At 67.1% G+C, this 23,238-nt stretch carries 20 protein-coding genes; 3 read left to right on the plus strand and 17 right to left on the minus strand.

Going from position 1 to position 23,238, the window contains the following annotated elements:
• Window positions 1-55: 55 nt before the first annotated feature.
• The 3 genes from QWG60_RS12820 to yegS all read right to left on the minus strand — a co-directional run bounded on the left by QWG60_RS12820 (window position 56) and on the right by yegS (window position 2,277).
• Window positions 56-784: a hypothetical protein gene (locus tag QWG60_RS12820; RefSeq protein WP_146908462.1), complete on the minus strand. Its 729-nt coding sequence runs from the start codon at window positions 782-784 to the stop codon at window positions 56-58.
• 70 nt (window positions 785-854) lie between these two features.
• Window positions 855-1,283 (minus strand): VOC family protein, encoded by a 429-nt coding sequence (locus QWG60_RS12825; RefSeq protein ID WP_202020700.1) that lies wholly within the window; start codon window positions 1,281-1,283, stop codon window positions 855-857.
• Window positions 1,284-1,347: 64 nt separating this feature from the next.
• Window positions 1,348-2,277 carry a lipid kinase YegS gene (gene yegS / locus QWG60_RS12830; protein WP_246124660.1) on the minus strand — a complete coding sequence of 310 codons (930 nt, stop codon included), beginning with the start codon at window positions 2,275-2,277 and terminating at the stop codon, window positions 1,348-1,350.
• 116 nt (window positions 2,278-2,393) lie between these two features.
• On the opposite strand from yegS, the gene QWG60_RS12835 reads away from it, so the two are divergent.
• The gene (locus tag QWG60_RS12835; protein WP_173835015.1) at window positions 2,394-3,992 is read left to right on the plus strand and encodes a cation:proton antiporter family protein; all 1,599 of its coding nucleotides are present in this window, start codon (window positions 2,394-2,396) and stop codon (window positions 3,990-3,992) included.
• Window positions 3,993-4,071: 79 nt separating this feature from the next.
• On the plus strand, window positions 4,072-4,359 hold the full coding sequence (locus QWG60_RS12840) for a hypothetical protein (protein WP_046078168.1): 288 nt from the start codon (window positions 4,072-4,074) through the stop codon (window positions 4,357-4,359).
• Between the two features lie 84 nt (window positions 4,360-4,443).
• On the opposite strand, the gene pepN is transcribed toward QWG60_RS12840, so the two are convergent.
• The 4 genes from pepN to QWG60_RS12860 all read right to left on the minus strand — a co-directional run bounded on the left by pepN (window position 4,444) and on the right by QWG60_RS12860 (window position 8,747).
• Window positions 4,444-7,074 carry an aminopeptidase N gene (gene pepN, locus QWG60_RS12845; RefSeq protein ID WP_146908464.1) on the minus strand — a complete coding sequence of 877 codons (2,631 nt, stop codon included), beginning with the start codon at window positions 7,072-7,074 and terminating at the stop codon, window positions 4,444-4,446.
• A 112-nt stretch (window positions 7,075-7,186) separates the two neighbouring features.
• Window positions 7,187-7,564, minus strand: coding sequence for a YbaN family protein (locus QWG60_RS12850; RefSeq protein ID WP_035593123.1), 378 nt, complete (start codon window positions 7,562-7,564; stop codon window positions 7,187-7,189).
• A 122-nt stretch (window positions 7,565-7,686) separates the two neighbouring features.
• Window positions 7,687-8,172, minus strand: a complete 486-nt coding sequence (locus QWG60_RS12855; RefSeq protein WP_035593125.1) for a YajQ family cyclic di-GMP-binding protein — start codon at window positions 8,170-8,172, stop codon at window positions 7,687-7,689.
• Between the two features lie 98 nt (window positions 8,173-8,270).
• Window positions 8,271-8,747 (minus strand): GNAT family N-acetyltransferase, encoded by a 477-nt coding sequence (locus QWG60_RS12860; RefSeq protein WP_046078170.1) that lies wholly within the window; start codon window positions 8,745-8,747, stop codon window positions 8,271-8,273.
• 196 nt (window positions 8,748-8,943) lie between these two features.
• Here QWG60_RS12860 and cobO point away from each other — a divergent pair, with 196 nt between their 5' ends.
• Window positions 8,944-9,543 (plus strand): cob(I)yrinic acid a,c-diamide adenosyltransferase, encoded by a 600-nt coding sequence (gene cobO / locus QWG60_RS12865; protein WP_146908466.1) that lies wholly within the window; start codon window positions 8,944-8,946, stop codon window positions 9,541-9,543.
• A 57-nt stretch (window positions 9,544-9,600) separates the two neighbouring features.
• Here the strand turns inward: cobO and QWG60_RS12870 are convergent, their stop codons facing one another.
• From QWG60_RS12870 to QWG60_RS12915, 10 genes are all read right to left on the minus strand, one after another.
• Window positions 9,601-10,317, minus strand: a complete 717-nt coding sequence (locus tag QWG60_RS12870) for a 3'-5' exonuclease (RefSeq protein ID WP_046078172.1) — start codon at window positions 10,315-10,317, stop codon at window positions 9,601-9,603.
• A 13-nt stretch (window positions 10,318-10,330) separates the two neighbouring features.
• Complete coding sequence (locus tag QWG60_RS12875) at window positions 10,331-12,241, minus strand: DUF294 nucleotidyltransferase-like domain-containing protein (RefSeq protein WP_046078173.1); 1,911 nt, start codon at window positions 12,239-12,241, stop codon at window positions 10,331-10,333.
• A gap of 150 nt (window positions 12,242-12,391) precedes the next feature.
• Window positions 12,392-12,805 (minus strand): DUF4168 domain-containing protein, encoded by a 414-nt coding sequence (locus QWG60_RS12880; protein ID WP_046078174.1) that lies wholly within the window; start codon window positions 12,803-12,805, stop codon window positions 12,392-12,394.
• Between the two features lie 146 nt (window positions 12,806-12,951).
• Window positions 12,952-15,147 carry a TRAP transporter large permease subunit gene (locus tag QWG60_RS12885; protein WP_052719282.1) on the minus strand — a complete coding sequence of 732 codons (2,196 nt, stop codon included), beginning with the start codon at window positions 15,145-15,147 and terminating at the stop codon, window positions 12,952-12,954.
• A 144-nt stretch (window positions 15,148-15,291) separates the two neighbouring features.
• Complete coding sequence (gene dctP / locus QWG60_RS12890; protein ID WP_146908468.1) at window positions 15,292-16,449, minus strand: TRAP transporter substrate-binding protein DctP; 1,158 nt, start codon at window positions 16,447-16,449, stop codon at window positions 15,292-15,294.
• Window positions 16,450-17,006: 557 nt separating this feature from the next.
• Complete coding sequence (purU, locus tag QWG60_RS12895) at window positions 17,007-17,873, minus strand: formyltetrahydrofolate deformylase (protein ID WP_046078175.1); 867 nt, start codon at window positions 17,871-17,873, stop codon at window positions 17,007-17,009.
• A 75-nt stretch (window positions 17,874-17,948) separates the two neighbouring features.
• The gene (locus QWG60_RS12900) at window positions 17,949-18,584 is read right to left on the minus strand and encodes a sarcosine oxidase subunit gamma (RefSeq protein WP_046078176.1); all 636 of its coding nucleotides are present in this window, start codon (window positions 18,582-18,584) and stop codon (window positions 17,949-17,951) included.
• Window positions 18,577-21,618, minus strand: a complete 3,042-nt coding sequence (locus QWG60_RS12905; RefSeq protein ID WP_146908470.1) for a sarcosine oxidase subunit alpha family protein — start codon at window positions 21,616-21,618, stop codon at window positions 18,577-18,579. Before QWG60_RS12905 ends, QWG60_RS12900 begins: the two co-directional genes overlap by 8 nt.
• Window positions 21,615-21,962, minus strand: coding sequence for a sarcosine oxidase subunit delta (locus QWG60_RS12910; RefSeq protein WP_046078178.1), 348 nt, complete (start codon window positions 21,960-21,962; stop codon window positions 21,615-21,617). The genes QWG60_RS12905 and QWG60_RS12910 overlap by 4 nt, the downstream gene beginning before the upstream one ends.
• A gap of 21 nt (window positions 21,963-21,983) precedes the next feature.
• Entirely contained in the window at window positions 21,984-23,234 is a 1,251-nt protein-coding gene (locus QWG60_RS12915) for a sarcosine oxidase subunit beta family protein (protein ID WP_046078179.1), read from the minus strand.
• Between the last annotated feature and the right edge of the window lie 4 nt (window positions 23,235-23,238).

Consider the following 23,238-nt stretch of genomic DNA (forward strand, 5'->3'; position numbering starts at 1 on the left):
TTCGAGTAGAAAAAGGCCCGCCGTCCGGCGGGCCTTTTTCGTGGGCGCTCGAGTCTCAGGGCGAGGCCGAATCGCCACCGCTCGCCTCGTCATCGAGCGAGTCGCCACTATCCGGCGGGGTCTCCGTGGCCTCGCGAATCTCGCTCGGCACGCCCTGCTCGGCCTGCTCGAACTGTTCGTCGATCTTGCGGCGAGCCTCCTCGAAGCGGCGCTCGGTCTCTTCGAGGATCGCCTCGACCTCGGGATCGGAGGTCGGCGCAATGCCGTCCGTCGCCATGGGCTCGGGGTCGAGGGCATCGTCCAGCTGACTCGCGTCCGCGGCGTCCATTTCCGGCAGCGACGCCTCGTCGGGCGTCTGCCGCGAGACTTCCTCGTACTGGCTGTCGATATTCTGCTTGGCTTCCTCGAAGCGACGCTCGGTGTCCTTCAGGATCTGCTCGACCTCGGCCTCGGTTTCCTGCTCGGAAGGCGGCGCCATCTCGCCCGAGGGCACGACGTCGGCGGTCTCGGGCACGCTGGCCGGCGCGGCTTCCTCGGCCGTGGCATCCGGCATCGCGGCCTCGCCCTCGACGGACGCTTCGGCGTCGGACGCCGCGTCGGCGCCATCGTCCCGGTCCGGCGCCGCCGTGACAGCATCCTCGGAGGCACTCCCCTCCTCGACGGCAGGCGCAGTGTTCGTGGCATCGCCGGCGGGCGCGGTCTCGTCGCTCGGTTCGCCCTCGTCGTTGCCGCAGCCTGCCAGGGCGATCGCGACCGCCAGAACGAGCGGTTTCCAGGGGGTCATGGCCTTCCTTCTCTTCGATGGGTGTCGAACGTCATTGCACCAAAGGGCGACGGGCACCGCAAGACAGGCCTCAGCGCGCGAACAGCTGCCCGGCGATGTCGCGGAAGGCCTTGAATTCGATGGCGTTGCCGCTGGGATCGCGGAAGAACATGGTGGCCTGCTCGCCCGGCTCACCGGCGAAGCGCACATAGGGCTCGATCTCGAAGCGGATGCCGGCATCGGTCAGCCGGTCGACCAGCGCCTCCCAGTCGGCCATTTCCAGCACCACGCCGAAGTGCGGCACCGGCACGCCGTGCCCGTCGACCGGGTTGCGATGGGTTTCCCGGGGCGACTCGCCGAGGGCGGGGTCGAGATGGCAGACGAACTGGTGACCGTAGAGATCGAAGTCGATCCAGGTATCGCTGCTGCGCCCTTCGGGGCAGCCCAGAAGCTCGCCGTAGAAGCGCCGCGCCTCGGACAGGTCGCGGACCGGCACGGCGAGATGGAACGGGGTCAACATGTGCACGTCTCCTTGAGCCAGGATGGCCTCATGATGCCGCGCCCGAGGCCGGCTGGCCAGTCGCTTACTTCGACAGCAGCGGGCAGTCGTCCGGCAGCGCCAGCGACAGCGCGTGCGGCTCGACCTCGACCCGGAAGGCCCGGCGGTGGCAGGGTTCGCCGTCCAGGGTCAGCGGCAGGTCGGTCTCCGCCTCGATGCTGAGCCAGGTGGTACGGAAGGTCTCGACGAAGGTGCCCTCCCCGGGGCGACGCTGAAGCTCGCGACGCATCCGCACCATGTCGCCAAGCGAGGCGAAGTCGCGCAGGATCAGCACGTCGAGCTGACCGTCATCGATGCGGGCCGCCGGCGTCAGGTGCTGACCGCCACCGGAGCGGGTGCCGTTGCCGAGCGCCAGCACGAACAGCGACGCCTCGCGCTCGCCCTCCGCCCAGCGCAGCTGGACCGGATAGGGACGATACTGCCAGGCCTTCAGTGCTCCGATCAGGGAATAGGCCCCGCCGCCGAGCAGTCGCTTGAGGCTCTTGGGCGTCGAGGAGGTGATCTCGGCGCCGAAGCCGCCGGTGGCCATGTTGAGGAAATAACGGCCGTCGAGCGCCGGCACGTCGACCGGCCGCAACGGCAACGACAGCGCCGCCTTCAGCGCGGCCAAGGGGTCCTGGGCAAGCCCCAGGGCACCGGCCAGGTCGTTGGCGCTGCCCAGCGGCAGCAGGCCGAGCCCCGGGCGGTCCTCTGCCGGCAGACGCATCAGGCCGTTGACCGCTTCGTTGATCGTGCCGTCGCCACCGCCGACGATCACCCGCCGAAGGCCGTCACGCCCGGCCTGCTCCGCCATGCGCGCGGCGTCCCCGGCCTCCCAGGTGACCCGCACCGCGAGCTCGGCGCCGGCCTCGCGGCAGGCGCTCACCGCCTGGCGCACCGCCGGCAGTTGCGCCGACTTGCCGTTGAGGATCAGCATTGCCATGGTCTCGCGTTCCTTGTCCTTGATCGTCGTCATGGCCGCTTCACGGCCGGCCGGCATGCTCAATGGATGAATCCCATTCACTCTATGACTTCCTTACACTGTCTGTCTTCTCGCATCGTTTATCGACCACCGCGACATAGGGAGTTGTCATGATCGCACCCGCCTTCCTCCTGGCGGCCTTCCTTGGCGGCCTCGCCGCCATGTGCCTGCGCCTTCCGCCCCTGGTAGGCTTCCTGGCCGGCGGCTTCGTGCTCAACGCCCTGGGCTTCACCTCCACCCCGCTGCTCGAGGTGGTGGCCGATGTCGGGGTCACGCTGCTGCTGTTCAGCATCGGCCTGAAGCTCGACATCCGCACCCTGCTGCGCCGCGACGTCTGGGGTGGCGCCACCCTGCACATGCTGCTCTCCAGCCTGGCGCTGGTGGCGCTGCTCGGGCTGTTGAAATGGCTGAGCCTGCCGCTGCTGGCCGAGGCCGGCTGGTCGACCCTGGCCCTGCTGGGCTTCGCGCTGTCGTTCTCCAGCACGGTGTTCGTGGTCAAGGTGCTGGAGAAGCGCAGCGAGAGTCAGACCGCCTACGGCCGCCTGGCCATCGGCGTGCTGATCATGCAGGACATCTTCGCCGTGGTCTTCCTCACCGCCTCCACCGGCGCCCTGCCGAGCCCCTGGGCGCTGGGCCTGCTGCTGCTGATTCCCCTGGCCCCGGCGCTGCGCGCCCTGCTGGACCGCCTGGGCCACGGCGAGATGCAGATGCTGTTCGGCATGCTGCTGGCGCTGGTGATGGGCTATGCGCTGTTCTCGTCGGTGGGGCTCAAGGGCGACCTGGGCGCGCTGGTCATCGGCCTGCTGCTGGCGCCTCACCCGGCCGCACAGGCCCTGGCACGCTCGATGTTCAGCCTCAAGGAGCTGCTGCTGGTGGGCTTCTTCCTGAGCCTGGGCCTGACCGCCATGCCCAGCTGGGAGCTGCTCGGCACCGCACTGCTTCTGGTGCTGGCCCTGCCGCTCAAGGGCCTGCTCTACCAGCTGGTGTTCATGCGTTTCCGCATGCGCCACCGCACCTCGGTGCTGTCCGCCCTGAGCCTGACCAACTATTCGGAGTTCGGCCTGATCGTCGGGGCGCTCGCCACTGCCGAGGGCTGGCTGCCGGAACGCTTCCTGGTGGTGCTGTCGCTGGCGGTGGCGCTGAGCTTCGCCGCCTCGGCGGTGGTCAACGGCTTCGGCGAGCGTTTCTATCGCTGGCTGGAGCCGCGCCTGCCCGAGATCGACGAACGGGACCTCACCCCCAGCGACCGCCCCATCGAGGTCGGCGACGCCGAAGCCGTGGTGCTGGGCATGGGCCGCATCGGCAAGGGCGTCTACCGTCGCCTGCAGAAGGAGTACGGCCTGCAGGTGCTGGGCATCGACAGCAACCCCAAGAGCATCGAGCGGCTCACCGCCATGGGCTTCAACGCCCTGGAGGGCGACGCCGTGGACTCGGAGTTCTGGGACAAGCTGCTGATGTCCTCCGAGGTGCGCCTGGTGGTGCTGGCCATGCCCCACCATGCCGGTAATCTGGCCGCCCTGAAACAACTGCGCTCGCGCCACTTCCCCGGGCGCATCGCCGCGGTGGTGGAATATCCCGAGGAGATCGAGCCGATCCGCGAGCTCGGCGCCAGCGCGGTCTTCCACGTCTACGACGAGGCCGGCCGCGCGCTGGCCGACAGCGCCGCCGAGGAGGCCGGACTCAGCTCGCGCACCAGTCAGCTGGGCTGACGGCCACCACGCCCGCCCCGGCGGGCGTGGTACCCTATGGCGCCGTCCCCGACGCCCTTCGTCTCGAGATCTCCCGCGCATGAACGATTTCTTTACCGCGATCGGCCAGTTCATCGGCCACGTCATCCGCTTCATCGTCGATGCGCTCGGCGCCGGCCTGAACGGCCTGGACGACGCCGCCAGCAGCCTGATCGGCGGCATCGCCGGAGGCCTCGGCATTCCCGCCAACCTGCTCAGCCTGCTGGTGCTGGCGCTCGGCCTGTGGCTGCTGTGGAAGGCCTTCTCGGCCCTGCGCCGGCGAGCCGTGGTCGCCACCCTGATCTGGGTGCTGCTGGGCGTCAGCGTACTGAGCTGGCTGATCAACTGATCACTCCGAAGCATTCGCCCCGCGCACAAAAAGACGCCGCCCTTCCGGGCGGCGTCTTGTCGTTCTCGCGAGCGAATGTCGCGATTACGCGAGGGCTTTCTCGATCACCTCATACACGTTCGGCGAGAGTTTTTCTTCGCGGATGCGCTCGAGCTCACCCTTCATGAGTTCCTGGCGAGTCTCGTCGAAGCGGCGCCAGCGGGTCAGCGGGGTCACCAGCCGCGAGGCGATCTCGGGGTTCAGGCGGTTGAGCTCGATGACCACGTCGGCCAGCAGCCGGTAGCCCTCGCCGTCGAGGCGGTGGAAGTTGACCCGGTTCTGGGCGAAGGCGCCGATCAGCGCGCGGACCTTGTTGGGGTTGGTCAGCGAGAAGGCCGGGTGGTCCATCAGGAACTTGACCCGCTCCAGGGCATCGGACTGCGGGCGGGACACCTGGACGCTGAACCACTGGTCCATGACCAGCGGGTCGTGGGCCCACTTCTCGCCGAAGGTGCGCAGCGCCGGGTCGGCCAGCTCGTCGCGACTGGAATGCACCAGCAGCGTCAGGGCGGCGCGCACGTCGGTCATGTTGTGGTCGGCCTCGAACTGGCGGCGGGCCAGCTCGATGCCCTCCTCGTCCTCGATGCTGACCAGGTACGACAGTGCCACGTTCTTGAGGCTGCGCGCGGCGATCTGCTCGGGCTCCGGTGCATAGGGGGCGTCGCCGACGTTCTCCTGATAGACGCGCAGGAAATCGTCGCGCAGGGCCATCGCCAGCGACTGCTTCACGAACTGGCGGGCGGCGTGGATGGCGTCCACGTCGACCAGCGGCTGCTGCTCGGCGATATAGGCCTCGGAGGGCAGCGTGAGCATCTCGGCCAGCACCGCCTTGTCGTCGGTCTCGCGCTTGAGCAGCTCACGGAAGGCCTCCACCACCCGCGGGTCCATGACCTTCTCGACGCCGTTGCGATGCGCGGCGATCAGGTCGTCCAGCGCCAGCAGCGCCAGGCGCTGGCCGGCGTCCCAGCGATTGAAGCCGTCGCTGTCATGGGTCTGCAGGAAGGCCAGGTCCTCGCGCGAGTAAGGGAAATTGAGCTTGACCGGCGCCGAGAAGCCGCGCGCCAGCGACGGCACCGGGGCCTCCTCCACGTCGGTGAAGACGAACTCCTGCTCCTCCTCGCGCAGGTGGATCACCCCGTCGGTGCCGAGCGACTCGCCGTCCAGGGTCAGGCGCAGGTCGCGGCCGCTCTTGGTGCCGACCAGGCCCAGGCGGATCGGGATATGCTGCGGCGCCTTGTCGGGCTGCCCCGGCGTGGCCGGGGTACGCTGGCGCAGCAGCAGCCGGTAGGCGCCGTTGGCATAGTCGTATTCGCCGTGGGCGTCGATCTCCGGGGTGCCGGCCTGGGAGTACCAGCGCATGAACTGGTCGAGGTCCTGACCGGACGCCTCGGCCATGCAGGCCACGAAGTCCTCGATGGTCACCGCCTGCCCGTCGAAGCGCGAGAAGTACAGGTCGCTGCCGCGACGAAAGGCCTCCCAGCCCACCAGGTTGCGCAACATGCGCACGATCTCGGCGCCCTTCTCGTAGATGGTCAGGGTGTAGAAGTTGCCGATCTCGATGTAGTGGTCCGGCCGCACGGGATGGGCGGTGGGGCCGGCATCCTCGGCGAACTGGGCGGTGCGGAAGAAGGACACGTCCTCGATGCGTTTCACCGGCGCGGAGTTGGTGTCGGCACTGAAGGTCTGGTCGCGGAAGACGGTGAAGCCCTCCTTCAGCGACAGCTGGAACCAGTCGCGGCAGGTGACGCGGTTGCCGGACCAGTTATGGAAGTACTCGTGGGCGACGATACCCTCGACGCGCTGGAAGGCGGCATCGGTAGCGGTGTGCGGATGGGTCAGCACCGCCGCCGAGTTGAAGATGTTGAGCCCCTTGTTCTCCATGGCGCCCATGTTGAAGTCGTTGACCGCCACGATCATGAACAGGTCGAGGTCGTACTCGCGACCATAGGTCTCCTCGTCCCAGCGCATGGCGCGCTTGAGCGAGGCCATGGCGTGATCGGTCTTGCCGAGGTTCTCCTCTTCGACCCAGATCTGCAGCGTCACCTCGCGGCCGCTCATGGTGGTGAAGCGATCCTCGACCTTCTCGAGGTCGCCCGCCACCAGCGCGAACAGGTAGCAGGGCTTGGGATGCGGATCTTCCCAGGTCACGAAGTGGCGGCCGTTCGGCAGCTCGCCACGCTCCACCGGGTTGCCGTTGGAGAGCAGCACCGGCTCACGGTCGAGGCGGCCGATCACGGTGGTGGAGAAGGTCGCCATGACGTCGGGGCGATCCGGGTAGAAGGTGATCCGCCGGAAGCCCTCGGCCTCGCACTGGGTGCAGAACATGCCGCCGGACTGGTAGAGGCCCTCCAGGGCGGTATTGGCCTCGGGGGCGATCTCGACTTCGGTGTCCAGCAGGAAACGCTCCGGCGCCCGCTCGATGCGCAGGCCCTGCTCGGTCAGCGCATACTCGTCGTCGCCCAGCGGCTGGCCGTCGATGGCGATGGCCTTCAGCGCCAGCTGCTCGCCGTCGAGCTCCAGCGGCTCGCCGGCCTCACGCTCCGGGTGGCGCTCCACGTGCAGGCGCGCCTTCACCCGGGTGGCCGAGGGATCGAGGTCGAAGGTCAGCTCGGTGTGGGTGACGCGGTAGGCGGGGGGACGATAATCGCTGAGATGGATCGGCTGAGGTTCGGACATCGAGGATGGCTCCTGTGAAGGTTGCCGGCCATTGTACGGCCCTCTCTGCCTCGACCTCAAAGTGCCGTCGTCAACTCCGCTACGGGGTACGGCGATACCGCCCGAGGGACGCTCAGGAGTCGACGACCGGCTCCGGGCGGGTCAGGATCCAGCCGGCGAGCCCGGCCAGACCGAGGATCAGCACCAGCTTCAGCCACAGCGCGCCGATCACCAGGGCCAGTACCACCATCGAGAACAGCAGCATGCCTCCGGCCAGCCACTTGGCATGGCGGGGGATCGCCCGCTCGGATTCCCAGGCCACGATGGTGGGGCCGAAGCGCGGGTGCGCACGGATCCAGCCGGCGAAGCGCGGCGAGCCCCGGGAGGCTGCCCACACCGCCACCAGCATGAAGCAGGTGGTGGGCATCAGCGGCAGGAAGGCGCCGATCACGCCCAGGGCGAAGCTGGTCCCGGCGAGGATCAGGTAGAAGATGCGGCGCGCTTGGGACATCGAGCGCTCACTCCTTTGGCGACAGGCACGTCTCTATTGAAGCCCAAGCCACCCCCCGCTGCCAATCGCCATCGCCAATGAGGATGACGGCCCGGGGCTATGGCCGCGTGTCGATGACGGGCTCAGTCGCGGAAGTTGTCGAACTGCAGCGCCAGGTCGGGACCGTCCTCGCCCTTTAGCAGGGCCATGACCTGCTGCAGGTCGTCGCGCTTCTTGCCGGTGACGCGCACCTTCTCGCCCTGAATCTGGGCCTGGACCTTGAGCTTGGTGTCCTTGATGCGCTTGACGATGTCCTTGGCTTCCTTCTGCTCCAGGCCCTGCTTGAGGCGCACCGCCTGGCGGGCGCGAACGCCGGAGAGTTCGGGGTCATCGATCTCCAGGCAGCGCGGATCGATGCCACGGCCGATCAGCTTGTTGCGCAGCATGTCGAGCATCTGGCGCAGCTGGAAATCGACCTCGGCCTCGAGGGTGACGGTCTCGCCCTCGAGCGCGAAGGAGGCCGTCACGCCCTTGAAGTCGAAGCGGCTCTGCAGCTCGCGGTTGGCCTGGTCGACGGCGTTGCTCGCCTCGTGCTTGTCGAACTCGGAGACGATATCGAAGGAGGGCATGGCGGATTCCCGATGATGAACGATGGCGCCATTCTAAGCGCGACGGGCCACGGCGCCTAGCCGGCTGCACCTAGCCGGCCACACCTAGCCGGCCGCACCTAGCCGGCCTGGGCCTCGGGGCCGGCGAACAGCGCCTTGCTCATCCGCCAGGCCGCACAGCCGTCCTCGTAATAGTCGGCCATCCAGTCGCTCGGTACGAAGCCCGAGCCCCGATAGAGCGTCAGCGCCGCCTGATTGTCGACGCGCACCTCGAGCACCAGCCAGTCGCAGCCCTGCTCCCAGGCCATGCCCTCGAGCCGCTCGAGCATGCGGCGCCCCAGGCCGCCGCCGCGGGCCTGGGGATGCACGCAGAACGAATAGAGCCGGGTCTGCTCGCTGCCCAGGCGAAACAGCAGGGTGCCGTAGCCGAGCAGCGCGCCGTCCTCGTCCACGGCCAAAAGCGTCAGGGCATGGGCCCGGTTGAGCAGGTGCCAGAGCTGACGACGCGTGAAGCGGTCGCCGCTGAAGGCCAGTTGCTCGAGGGCGTAGAGCGCGTCGAGATCGCGAGCGGTCGCGGTACGCAGGATCGCAGACATGACAGGGCTTCCAGGGTCACTCCCTGCGGATTCTGACGTCGTCGGATGACGCTGTCTTTGGCGACAGCGATGAAATCTTTTCAGTCTGCGACCGCACCATGCCGCACTCGACTCATCCCTCTGTGGCCGGCGGCTGACGCCGCTCGCCGCCTGGGGTAGGCTGCCTGCCCGACCCACGACACGAACAGGAGCCGAGATGAGCGAACGTGACGAGCGCCACCGCAAGGCCATGCAGACCCTCAAGTCCCGCGTCGACGAGAAGGTCGCCGCCGCCGACGAACGCCGCGGCCAGCTGCTGGTGTTCACCGGCAACGGCAAGGGCAAGACCACCGCCGCCTGGGGCACCGTCACTCGCGCGCTGGGCTACGGCTATCGCGTCGGCGTGGTGCAGTTCATCAAGGGCCAGTGGGAATGCGGCGAACGCAACCGGCTCGAGGACGATCACCACCTCGAGGTGGCGATCATGGCCACCGGGTTCACCTGGGAGACCCAGAACCGCGAGAGCGATACCCAGGCCTGCCGCGAGGTATGGGCCGAGGCGACGCGAATGCTCGCCGATCCCGAGGTCTACCTGGTGGTGCTCGACGAGATCACCTACATGCTCAAGTTCGGCTACCTGGACATTGCCACGGTCAGGCAGGCACTGGAGAACCGTCCCGTCGAGCAGACGGTGATCGTCACCGGGCGCAACGCCCACCGCGAGCTTCAGGCCATGGCCGACACCATCACCGAGATGACGGAGGTGCGCCACGCCTTCAATGCGGGCCTGGAGGCACGACGCGGCATCGATTACTGACCGCACCGGACGCCGTGCCGGCGTCGATCGACGCGTGTGCACTGGCCAGGGCCTGCCTCAGCTCCAGATCGTGCCCACCGGCGTCTCGGGACTGTAGTGGTGGGCGATCTGCGCCTGCAGCAGCTCCGCGGTGGCCAGCGCATCCGTCAGCGCATGGTGGCCCTGGTAGGGTGGCAACCCGTAGCGAGCGCGGCTGTCAAACAGGCGGATGGAGGCCGGCGGCCGCCCGATCCAGCGCTTGAAGCGTGCCACCAGCGACTGGCGGTGGATGCGCGCCTCGAGCGACATGGTGTCGATCATCGGGTAGACCACGCCCTCCCCCAGCCGCGCCTTGACGGCCACGTCAAGGAAGGGGCGCTCGATGTGCCGGTAGTGCACCACCGCCAGCCGACCGGCCAGGGCATCGAGCAGGTCCTCCAGGATGTCGCCCAGCTCCGGGGCGTTGGCGATGTCGGCATGGGTGATGTGGTGAAAGGTCACCGACTCGGCGTTCAGCGTACGCCGCGGGCGCACGATCCAGTAACGACGCTCGGTGACGGCGATACGCCCCAGGGTGAAAGGCACCAGGCCGATGCTGACGATGGAGTTGCGCCGGGCATCGAGCCCGGTGGTCTCCATGTCCAGCGCCACCAGCGGGGCTTCGCCGATCGGCGTCTCCGGCGCCGGGGCCCCGGCGGTGAAGAAGCGCGACAGTCGCGGGTCCTGGGCGGCCGCGGCGCGATGCGCCAGGTAGCTCGTCCAGTCGGGTATCTGGGTCCTGCGTCGCATCAGCATCCGGGCACCTCGCTCATTTGGCCCGCGAGGGCATCGGGTAGCGGAACTTGAGGAACTTCTGGGCGTGGCTCAACGCCTGGAAGGCATCCTTGAGGTGATGACGCTCGCTGCTCGAGACGTTCTCCGGCTCGATGTTGTTGTCCGGCGTCTGGTCGTGCTGGATATCGATCACCTGGTGGCGGATTCGCGACATCGACAGAAACTCCAGGGCGTAGCGCAGGCGATCGCTGACCCCCGGGGCCAGCAGCTGGGTGCGATCGATGTCGTCGAGCCGGTCGAAGCTGTTCTGGGCGCTGGAGCCGCAGGCCAGGGCATGCACCCGGATCAGGTCGACCATCGGCGCGGTGCCGCGGCGCTTCAGGTTGATCGAGTTGTTGTGCTTGCCGTCCTTCTCCATCACGAAGGTGCGGAAGAAACCCAGCGGCGGGGTGCGGTTCAGGGCGTTGCGGGCCATCGCCGCCAGGAAGCGCGGATGCCGCGCGGCCTGGTAGGCCACCAGGTCCTGGAGCTGCTCCACCAGCACGTTCTCCCCGTAGACGGCGTCGAGATCGAAGAAGATCGAGCTATGCAGCAGCCGCTCGGGATTGGGCTGCTCGATCCACTCGGTGAAGTAGCGCTTCCACACCGACAGGGGCTGCCGCCAGCTCGGGTTGGTGGCCATGATGTCGCCCTTGCAGTAGGGGTAGCCGCAGGCATCCAGGCCATCGCTGACGAACTGCGCCAGCTCGAGGAAGTAGGCGTCGTGCTGCTCGGGATCGAAATCGTCGGACAGCACCAGGGCATTGTCCTGGTCGGTGGCGATCGACTGCTCGTTGCGCGCCATGGAGCCCATCGCCATGAAGCAGTAGGGCACCGGCGGCGGCCCCAGGCGCTCCTCGCCCAGCTCCAGCAGGCGGCGGGTGAAGCTGCGCCCGATGGTCGACAGGGCGCTGCCCACCATGCGCGAGTCGGCGCCCTCCTCGACCATGCGCACGAAGGCCGCACTGACGTCCGGCGCCAGCCGTGCCAGGCCCTCGGCGTTGGGCTGGTGGAAGATGTTGCTGACCAGGTACAGGCTGCTCTGGGTCTCGTAGCGAATGATGTCCGAGAGGTGCACGATGCCCACCGGGCGGCGGCGATACATCACCGGCAGGTGGTGAATGTTGTAGCGCAGCATGACCAGCATCGCCTCCTGCACCGACTCGTCGGACTGCACGGCGATGACGTTGCCGGCCACCACCTCGCCGACCGGCGTCTCCGGCGACAGGCCTTCCGCCACCACCCGGGTGCGGAAGTCGCTGTCGGTGAGGATGCCGCGCAGCTGCCAGGCGCGCTCCTCGCTGTCGCGGAAGGTGTAGCGCGGATTGTCCTCTTCGCCGGGGTCGTCGAGCACCAGCACCGCCGAGGCCTGGAAGTCGGTGATCTGACGGGCGGCCTCCTGGACGGTGGTCGAGGCCTCGACCATCAGCGGGTAGCGCGTGACCAGCTTGCGCACCCGGGTGATCATCATGTCGTTGTTCTTCTTCTGCTCCTCGACCACGCTCTCGAGCCGCGGGCGCTGCAGCTCGACGAAGTCGGCGAAGTCGTCGTCAGCCTGACAGAGATGCTGGAAGACCGTCTCGGGAATGAAGTAGATCAGCGAGTCTTCCATGGCCCGCACGGGATAGCGGACCCGGTTGTTCCGCAGCAGGCTGAACTGGCCGAAGATCTCGCCCTCGCCCCGGCGGTTGTAGAGCTCCCCGCCGCGACGATAGACCTCCACCGCGCCGCTGCGGATGTAGCACAGCTCGTGGAGCTCCTGGTCGAGCGTCAGGATATCGGTGTCGGCCTTGAAGTAGGCCACCTGGACGTTGCTCGCCACCTCGTCGAGCAGTTCGTCGGACAGCGTCTCGAAGGGCGGAAAACGCCCGAGATGCTGGCGAATTTCCAGCAGTTCCACATCCATGGCCCAGTGCCTACCCGGTCGTTGAGGATAGGCCAAGTCTGAAAGGCGCCGAGGACGGTGTAAAGAGCTTGTATCACGGGGGCCGGAACGCGGAAAGGCCGCCCCGAGGGGCGGCCTTTCATCGCACAGGGATCTCGCGGGATGACGGGATCAGGAAGCGGACTCGCCGCTGCCCTGGGCCATGCCCTGGACGCGCTGCATCAGCTCGGGATCCTGCTGGATCGCCTGGCCGATGGCGTTGAAGGTCTCCACTTCGAGGCCGCTGTTCTGGACCGCCTCGACCATCTGGTCGTTGGCTTCCTGACGGACCTGCTGCTGGGCCTCTTCACCCTCGGCGTTCTGCAGCTGCTGGGTGTAATCCTGAGAGATCACCGCGATTTCCTCGGAGGCATCGGCGAACTTCTGCAGCTGGGCGTCGGAGAAGTTCTGGGTCGCGGCCTGCGCCTCGGCCGGGGCCTGGCCCTGGCTGGCGGTGGCATCGGCACTGTCCTGTGCATACGCCATGGAGCTCATCATGCCGGCACTGAGCAGGGCGGCGGAAAACAGGGCGGTGATACGTTGCATAGATACCTCCGAAAACATTGTCTTGCATGCGTGGGGTGCCCTCCTGTGACGAGCCACGTCGACAAGGGTTCACCACCATCGTGTAACAGTTTGAAAAGACGACGCTCCCGGTCGGGAGCGTCGTCGGTGGTGGCACGCGTCGTCGCCTAGCCGTAGGCGAGATTCGGCAGCCAGGTGACCAGCGCCGGGAACAGGATCACCAGGATCAGCCCCAGGGCCTGGATGCCCAGGAATGGGAAGGACGAACGGAAGATCTGCCCCATGGTGATGTGCGGCGGGCACACCCCCTTGATGTAGAACAGTGCGTAGCCGAACGGCGGACTGAGGAAGGACATCTGCATGTTCACGAGGTAGATGACCCCGAACCACAGCGACACGTCGGCGGGCGACACGCCGGGCAGCCCGAATACCCCGTCGAAGCTCATCGACTGGATCAGCGGCACGAAGATCGGCACCGCCAGCAGCAGGATGCCCACCCAGTCGAGGAACATGCCCAGCGCCACCAGCAGCACCATCATCAGCGCCAGCACCGCGTAGGGGCCGAGCCCCGCGCCGGAGATCAGCTCCTGCACGAAGGTCTGGCCGCCCTGGAGGATGTAGAAGCCGACGAAGATGCTGGCGCCGAAGATGATCCACATCACCATCGCCGAGGCGACCAGGGTGGTCATGCAGGCGGCGTGCAGGTTGGGCCAGGTCAGGCGCTTGTGCAGCGCCGCCACGACCAGGGCGCCGAAGGTCCCGATACCGGCCGCCTCCACCGGCGTGGCGATGCCGGTGAAGATGATGCCCAGCACCAGCACCACCAGCACGATGGGGGCCAGCATGTTGCGCAGCAGGCGCAGCTTCTCCTTCATGTCGACCCGGTCCTCCACCGGCATCGGCGGCGCCATCTTGATGTTCAGGGTGCCGCGCATCCAGCAGTAGAAGCCGTACATGAAGGCCAGCAGCAGGCCGGGAATCAGCGAACCGAGGTAGAGTTCACCCACCGACTGCTGGGCGATGACGCCGTAGATGATCGCCAGGATCGACGGCGGAATCAGGATGCCCAGGGTGCCGCCGGCCATGATCGAACCGATGGCGATCTCCGGGTCGTAGTGACGCTTGAGCATCGCCGGCAGGGCGATCAGGCCCATGGTCACCACCGCGGCGCCGATCACGCCGACCATGGCGGCGAGCAGCGTGGAAGCGATGACGGTGGCGATGGCCAGGCCCGCCTTCAGGCCGCCCATCCACTTGTAGACGACGTCGAACAGCTCCTCGATGATCCCCGCCTTCTCCAGCACCGAGGCCATGAAGATGAACAGCGGAATGGCCGACAGCTGGTAGTTGGTCATCATCGGGAAGATGCGCGACGGCATCAGGTTGAGCATGTGCTGATCGCCCACCAGGTAGAGGAAGGCCACCCCCAGGCCGCCGGTGACGAAGGCCAGCGGCAGGCCCGCCACCAGCACCACCATCAGGGTGCCGAACATCACCAGGGTCAGACCGCCGATGCCCAGGCCGCTGAGGCTGTTCTCGAGGCTGCCGGCCAGGCTCTGGTAGTCGGTGGTGGCGATGTTGACCATCTCGAACAGCACCCACGCCCCGAGGACGATGCCCAGCGCGATCAGCAGGGTCGAGAAGGTATGGCTGCCGCCATGCGCCCGTCGATGGTGGCGGAAGGCCTGGACGTCACGGATCAGCTGGGCGATGCCCTGGAGCAGCAGCAGCAGCGCCCCGAAGAACAACATGAACTTCACCGGGTAGAACTGGATCGCCCACTCGGTGAAGGACGTCTCGTTGGCATAGCTGGCGCCGAAGAAGAAGCGATCACTCACCGACTGGGAGAAGAACTTCCAGCCGGTCACCAGCAGCGCGATGGTGAAGATGAAGAAGGACACCGAGGTCAGCAGGTCCAGCGCCGCCTTGTTCACCGGCCGGGCACGCTGGTAGAGGATATCGACGCGCACGTGCCCGCCCTCGCGCAGGGCGAAGGCCCCGGCGATCAGGTACTGCATGCCGAACATCAGGGTCATCGACTCGTGGGCCCAGTTGGTCGGCGAATTGAAGGCATAGCGCATCAGCACTTCGTAGGCGAACACGAAGGGGGCGATCAGCGCCCAGTAGGCCACGTAGCGGCCGAAGAAACCGGAGATGCGGTCGACCAGGGCGGTGAAGAGGTTGCCCGGGGGATGGTAGCGCGCCACCGGCGCCTCGCCGGGGACCTCGCCGGTGTCGCCGCCGCTGATGGTGCCGCCGCGCCGGAAACTGCGGTCGACGAGCCACATCACCAGCAGCGGCAGGAAGAACAGTGCCGACCAGTAGAGCCAGTGCGGCAGAACGAAATTGATCTCGAGATTCATGAAAACTCCTCCGCGATACCATCGCTTCCCGGCGATGGCGACGGATCATCTAGCCGACGGGATGCAGGGTTGAGGGCATGGCGCCCATGCAAACCGGGGCTGCGGCGCTCGGCCCACAGCCCCCGGATGAAGCAAGCAGAGGGATCAGACGTTGAGTTCGAAGTCCTTGATGTCGTCCTCGGTGATCAGCGCCACCGCCGGATCCATCATGGTCCTCAGGTGGGCCCGGAACATGCGCGCGGCGTCAGGGTCCTTGTTGGCCCACTTGAACCACAGCGGGATGGCGACCTCGCGGAAGCGGACGGCGTCCTCCTCGGAGAGGTGGATGATCTCGACGCCCTTCTCGCGGTACTTGGGCCAGGCCTCGGCGTTGGCCTTCTGGATCGCCGCGTAGTGCTCGCGGGAATAGCCCGCCACCAGGTCGTGCATCAGGTCCTGCACCTGGGGCGACATGCGTTCAAAGACACGGCGATTGACCGAGATGTCCATCAGGTCGACCGCCTGGTGCAGGCAGGGCGTGGAGGGCGGGCCCATGATGATGTAGTCGGCCACCTGCCAGAAACCGAGCTCGTAGTTGACCGCCGCCCCGGTGAAGTCGGCGGCATCGATGGTGCCTTTCTCCAGCGCCGGATAGACCTCGGAACCGGGCAGCAGCGTGGTACGTGCGCCCATCTCGGCGAAGGTCTCGGCGACGATGCCGCCGGGCATGCGGATCTTGACCCCGTCGAAGTCGTCGAAGCTTCTCAGCGGCACCTTGGAGTGGATCAGGTTGAGGTCGTGGTGAACGTAGCCCAGCAGCTCCTGGCCCTGCTTGCGATAGAGTTCCTTGGCGATGCCGAAGCCGCCGTAGGCGCCGAACATCATGTCCCACTGGTGGGGCAGCGACAGCCCCATGGGGAAGGCAGTGAGGAAGACGCCGGCCGGCATCTTGCCGGGCCAGTAGACGGTGAACCAGTTCTGACCGTCGAGCACGCCGTTGCGCACCGCATCGGCGACCTCGAAGGCCCCGGCCACGGCACCGGCGGGGAAAGGCTCGATGCTGACCTCGCCACTGGTGGCCTCGATCACACCGTTGGCCCAGGCCTCGAAGGTGCGGTAGCCCACGGTCCCCGGCTGCCAGGAGGACTGCATGCGGATGCGAATGCCCTGCTGAGCCTGGACATTGCCGATCCAGGGGGCCGCCACGGCCGCGGCGGAGCCGATCGCGGCGGCCTTCAGGAAGTTACGACGATTGCCGGCACCGCTGCCCGATGTCGCGACGCTAGCGGACGAAGTGCGCTTGGGCTGCTGGTCGTCTTGCATGGCGAAGACTCCTCGTTGGTGTTGCGTCCGTCTCGCACGGCGCGAGAACGGAGGGCTTGTTGTTGTTTCTTCTGGCTTCACCCCATGCCGCCGGCGCCCGAGGGACGCCGACGGCATGGGCAACACGATCCATGTCTCTGGAAATACCTTCCGCATCAAAACGTAGTGTCCCCGTAGACCCCGGCCAACAGCGACTTTCAACGTACATCGCTCAACGATACGCACCGATAACGAAGTAACATGCTGTTATATATAAAAATTCAGACTCTGGGGCGGCGCAGGCGAAAAAACGTCCCTACGACTATTGAACGAGTGATGGGAGGCCACGAGGGGAGAGAGGACGGGGGAAGTCGGAACGATAAAGACGACGGCCATCGCCGGGGAGGCGATGGCCGTGCAAGGCCGCTCGGGCGGCCTCAAGCGCGAACCGGAAGGCTAGCGCGAGAACACCACCGTGCGGCGGCCGTGCGGGAACACCCGACGCGCCACGTGGGCATCGACGGCGCGGGCGACAGGCATCAGGGGCACTCGATCTGGCGCCCCCGCCCTTGGCTTTCCTAGCGCGAGAACACCACCGTGCGGCGGCCGTGCAGGAACACCCGACGTGCCACGTGGGCATCGACGGCGCGCGCCAGGGTCATGCACTCGATGTCACGGCCCTTGGCCACCAGATCCTCGGGATCGTCGGCGTGGCCAACCGGCTCCACGCCCTGAGTGATGATCGGCCCCTCGTCCAGATCGTCGTTGATGTAGTGCGCGGTGGCACCGACCAGCTTGACGCCCTTCTCGAAGGCCTGGTGATAGGGCTTGGCACCCTTGAAGCCCGGCAGCAGCGAGTGATGGATGTTGATCGCGCGGCCGGAGAGCTTCTCGCACATGTCGCTGGAGAGCACCTGCATGTAGCGGGCCAGGATCACCAGCTCGGCGCCGGTCTCCTCGACCACCTCCCACACCCGGGCCTCCTGCTCGGCCTTGGTCTCGGCGGTGATCGGGAAGTGGTAGTACGGCAGCCCGTGCCAGTCGGCCAGCGGCTGGAGATCCGGGTGGTTGGAGACCACCGCGCGAATCTCGATCGGCAGCTGGCCGGTACGATAGCGATACAGCAGGTCGTTCAGGCAGTGATCCGCCTTGGAGACCATGATCACCACCGGCATCCGCGCATCCGGGGCGGTCAGCTCGAAGGCCATCTCGAACTCGGCGGCCCGGGCGGCGAAGGCGGCCTGGAAGGCCTCGGCATCGAAGTCGGGCTCCAGCGGGCGGAACTCGGTGCGGATGAAGAAGCGCTCGCCGTGATGGTCGTCGAAGGACTGCTGCTCGGTGATGTAGCAGCGGCTCTCCTTCAGGAAGCGGGTCACCACGTCGACGGTGCCCAGGCGGCTGGGGCACTGGGCGGTGAGAATCCAGGTATCGGCGCTACGGCTCATGGAAGGTCTCCTGACGTAAGCAGGCCGGGGCGAGCCCCGGCCTGATCTGGTACCACGGCTGAATGACGGTCGCGCTCAGCGCTCGACGCCGATAGCGTACTCGTCACCGGCATCCAGCAGCCAGCGATAGGTATAGTCGGCGAAGCTGCGGCGCACCACCAGCTCCCAGCGCTCCTCGCTCGGACGGCGAAGGACCACGGTGGTCTTGGCGAAGATGGTGGTCACGCCCTTGCCGACCGGGAAGTGGCTCGGATGGACGTCGTAGACCACCGACTTCATCAGCACCTCTCGGGCGGCCTCACCCTCGAGCTCGACCAGGGTCTGGCCGCCGCTGACGTTGCTGATCGCGAAGTGGGCGTCGCCCAGCGCCGCACGCAGGCGGTTTTCCAGCTCGAACTCCTCGCCGCCGGGCACGATGACCAGCCACTCGTCCGGGGAGATCCACTGGATCGAACGCTTGCCCTCGTCGTCATGGACCAGGCCCTGGGGCTCGCCAGGCAGGGAGACGCCGAGCACCCCACGCACCGCGCCGTCGAGCACCACGGCGCCGCCGCGCAGCACCAGGTGCCCCAGGAAGGGCTTCTCGCGCAGCACCACCTGGCTCTTGGCGGTGGGGGCCGGAGCCCCCGAACGACGATAGCTGTAGGCGAGCGGCGATTCGACCGGGATCTTGGCCTCGGTATTGGTATCGAAGGTGGCAACGTTAGACATTCTGACGCTCTCCCTTGGGATCGAGGAAGATGGGGCTGACGATCTCGGCCTCATGGACCTGGCCGTCGGCCATGGGCAGATAGACGGTCTCGCCCATCTTCTTGTGACCGCCCTTGACCACGCCCAGGGCGAAGCCTGATTCCAGGGTCGGGCTGTAGTAGCTGGAGGTCACGTGACCTTCCATCGGCATCGGGATCGAATGGTTCGGGTCGAGCACGATCTGCGCGCCCTCCTCCAGCACCACCTTCGGATCCTTCGGCTTGAGGCCGACCATCTGCTTGCGGTTCTCGCGCGAGGTGTCCGGACGCGTCAGGGCACGCTTGCCGATCCAGGAGAACGGCTTGTCGTAGCCGATCGCCCAGTGCATGCCGAGGTCTTCCGGGGTCACCGAGCCGTCGGTGTCCTGACCGGCGATGATGAAGCCCTTCTCGGCGCGCAACACGTGCATGGTCTCGGTGCCGTACGGCGTCAGACCGTACTTGTCGCCATGGGCGAACAGCGTCTCCCAGACGTGCAGGGCGTAGTTGGCCTGGACGTTGATCTCGTAGGCCAGTTCACCGGTGAAGGAGATACGGAAGATGCGCGCCGGCACGCCCGCGACCTTGCCTTCCTTCCAGTCCATGAACTTGAAGCTGTCCTTGTCGAGATCGACCTCGGTGGTGACCTCTTCCATCAGCTTGCGCGCTTCCGGACCGGTGATGGTCATGGTCGCCCAGTGATCGGTCACGGAGTTGAAGTAGACGTCCAGTTCCGGCCACTCGGTCTGGTGCCAGACTTCCAGCCACTCGAGCACGGTGGCGGCGCCGCCGGTGCTGGTGGTCATCAGGAAGTGGTTGTCGCCGAGGCAGCTGGTGGTGCCGTCGTCGAACACCATGCCGTCGTCCTTGCACATCAGGCCGTAGCGGACGCGGCCGGGGGCCAGCTTGGCCCACTTGTTGGTGTAGACGCGACCCAGGAACTCGCGCGCGTCCGGGCCCTGGATGTCGATCTTGCCCAGGGTGGAGGCATCGAGGATGCCGACCTTCTCGCGCACCGCCCGGCACTCGCGAACCACCGCCTCGTGCATGGTCTCGGTCTTGCCGTTGACCTTGCGCGGGAAGTACCAGGGACGCATCCACTGGCCGACTTCCTCGAACGCGGCGCCCTGCTCCACGTGCCACTGGTGCATGGCGGTGTAGCGCTCGGGATCGAACAGCTCGCCGCAGTGACGGCCGACGATGCTGCCGAAGGTCACCGGGGTGTAGTTGGGACGGAACACCGTGGTGCCCACCTCGGGGATCGAGCGACCCAGGACGCGGGCGGCGATGGCCATGCCATTGATGTTGCCGAGCTTACCCTGGTCGGTGCCGAAGCCCATGGCGGTGTAGCGCTTGACGTGCTCGATGGACTCGAAGCCCTCGCGGGTGGCCACTTCGATGCCGGCCGCGGTGACGTCGTTCTGCAGGTCGACGAACTGCTTCGGCGCGCGCAGGGTCGCCTTCTCGTGGGGCACCTGGTAGAGCGCCACGGCGGCGCCGTCACGGCGCTCGGCGACCTGGGGCAGGCTCACGGAGGCGGCCTCGAAGCCGGACTCGGTGGCCGCTTCCAGCCCGGCCTCGACGCCTTCGGCCAGCACCGCGCCGGTGGCATAGACGCCACGCGCGCCACCGGCGGCGGCGACGCCCTTCACGGTGTTCGGGACGAAACCGAGCAGCTCATCGTTCCAGGTCGGACGGCTGCCGGTGTGGGACGCCAGGTGGATGACCGGGCTGTAGCCGCCGGAGCTGGCGATGGTGTCGCAGCTCAGGGTCTCGGAGCCACCGACCACGCGGAAGCCCTGGAGGTCGACCTTGGCGATGCGGGCGGCGCTGACGCGGGAGTCGCCCTTGGCCTCGACGACCGCGGAGCCGGCGATGATGCGGATGCCCTTGGCGCGGGCCTGCTCGACCAGCTCGCCGTCCGGGTTGGCCCGGGCGTCGGCGATGGCGACCACGTCACGGCCGGCCTCGGCCCAGTCCAGCGCCGCGCGGTAGCCGTGATCGTTGCTGGTGGAAAGCACCAGCTTGCTGCCCGGCACCACGCCGTAGCGGCGGATGTAGGTGGAGACGGCGCCGGCCAGCATGTTGCCCGGCACATCGTTGTTGCCGTAGACCAGCGGGCGCTCGTGGGCGCCGGTGGCCAGCACGACGCGGCCGGCACGCACGCGGTGCAGCCGCGAACGGGCCTGACGACGACCGTCCTTGAGCGGCGCGGTATCGGCCAGGTGCTCGGTAAGGCGCTCGTGCAGGGTCACGAAGTTATGATCGTGATAGCCGTTGGCGGTGGTGCGCGACAGCAGGGTCACGTTGTCCATGCCGGACAGCGCCTCGACGGTCTCGGCAACCCACTGGTCGGCCGGCTTGTCGTCGAGCAGCTCGCGGGAGTCGAGCAGCGAGCCGCCCATCTCTTCCTGCTCGTCGGCGACGATCACCCGCGCGCCGCTCCTGGCGGCGGCCAGCGCCGCGGCCAGGCCGGCCGGGCCGGCGCCCACGACCAGCACGTCGCAGTGCTGGTGCATGTGATCGTAGATGTCCGGGTCGCTTTCCATCGGGCTGCGACCGAGACCGGCGCCCTTGCGGATGTACTTCTCGTAGGTCATCCACATGGAGGCCGGGGCCATGAAGGTCTTGTAGTAGAAGCCCGGCGGCATGAAGCCGCCGCCCAGCTTGCCGACCAGGCCCATCAGGTCGCGCTGGACGTTCGGCCAGCCGTTGGTGCTGCGCGCGGTCAGGCCGTCGTACAGCGCCTGCTGGGTGGATCGCACGTTCGGCACCTGGCCGGCCTCGGTGGCACCGAGCTGGACCAGCGCGTTCGGCTCCTCGGCGCCGGCGGCGAAGATGCCGCGGGGACGCGAGTACTTGAAGCTGCGGTTGACGATGTCGACGCCGTTGGCCAGCAGGGCGGAGGCCAGGGTGTCACCGGCATGGCCCTGATACGTCTTCCCGTTGAAGGTGAAGCTCAGCTGACGAGAGCGGTCGATACGGCCGCCCTGGGCGAGACGATTGAGCTGGCTCATGCGCGGACTCCTTCACGAAGCGATGCCTGGTCGGCTTCAGCAGACGGCCGGCCCTCGGGGTGCTCGGCGGTGAACGTCGGCTGCTCGCCCATCTTGTAGGTCTCGAGAATCTCGTAGGTCACGGTATTGCGCGTGATGTTGAAGAACTTGCGGCAGCCCACGGCGTGTACCCACATCTCGTGGTGGATGCCACGGGGGTTGTCGCGGAAGAACAGGTAGTCGCCCCACTCCTCGTCGCTGCAGTTCTCCGGATCCGCCGGCCGGATGAGGTGCGCCTCACCCTTGGGGTGGAATTCCTCTTCCTCGCGGTGTTCGCCGCAGTAGGGGCAATGGATATAGAACATGTCGGCTCTCCTCTGCGGAAATCAGTGGGCCACGCCGGCGGCGCCGTGCTCGTCGATCAGCGCTCCGGTGTTGAAGCGGTCGATGGAGAACGGGGCAGCGATCGGGTGCATCTCGCCCTTGGCCAGGCTGGCCGCGAACACGTTGGCCGACCCCGGGGTGGCCTTGAAGCCGCCGGTGCCCCAACCGCAGTTGAAATACAGGCCCTTGACCTTGGTCTTGGAGATGATCGGGCAGGCGTCCGGGCAGGTGTCGACGATGCCGCCCCACTGACGGTTCATGCGCACCCGCGAGAACATCGGGAACATCTCGACGATCGCCTGCAGGGTGTGCTCGACGGTCGGGTAGCTGCCGCGCTGGCCGTAGCCGTTGTAGCCGTCGATGCCGGCGCCGATGACCAGGTCACCCTTGTCCGACTGGCTGACGTAGCCGTGCACGTGGTTGGACATGGTCACGGTGTTGAGCACCGGCTTGAGCGGCTCGGAGACCAGCGCCTGCAGCGGATGCGATTCCAGCGGCAGCTTGATGCCGGCCATCTTGGCCATAACGCCGGAATTGCCGGCGGTCACGCAGCCCACGGTCTTGGCCTCGATGTCACCGCGGTTGGTGTGCACGCCGTAGATCTGGCCGTCGCGGATCTTGAAGCCGGTGACCTCGGTCTGCTGCAGGATGTCCACGCCCAGGGCGTCGGCACCGCGGGCGAAGCCCCAGGCCACGGCATCGTGACGGGCCACGCCGCCGCGCGGCTGCCAGGAGGCGCCGAGGATCGGGTAACGAGCGCGCTTGGAGGTGTCCAGCAGCGGCTCGATCTCCTTGATCTGTTCCGGGGTCACCACCTCGCCGTCGACGCCGTTCAGGCGGTTGGCGTTGACGCGGCGCTGGATGTCGCGCATGTCCTGCAGGGTGTGGCCCAGGTTGAGCACGCCGCGCTGGGAGAACATGACGTTGTAGTTGAGGTCCTGGGACAGGCCTTCCCACAGCTTCATGGAATGCTCGTAGAGCGCCGCCGCCTCGTCCCACAGGTAGTTGGAACGCACGATGGTGGTGTTACGCGCGGTGTTGCCGCCACCCAGCCAGCCTTTCTCGATCACGGCGACGTTGGTGATGCCGTGCTCCTTGGCCAGGTAGTAGGCGGTGGCCAGGCCGTGGCCGCCGCCGCCGATGATGATGACGTCGTAGGACGCCTTGGGCGTGGGATTACGCCACTGGCGCTGCCAGTTCTCGTGGTGGCTCAGCGCGTGCTTGACCAGCCCGAAACCTGAATAACGTTGCATATGG

Source organism: Halomonas halophila (genome assembly GCF_030406665.1).
In the GTDB taxonomy this organism is placed as follows: Bacteria; Pseudomonadota; Gammaproteobacteria; order Pseudomonadales; family Halomonadaceae; genus Halomonas; species Halomonas halophila.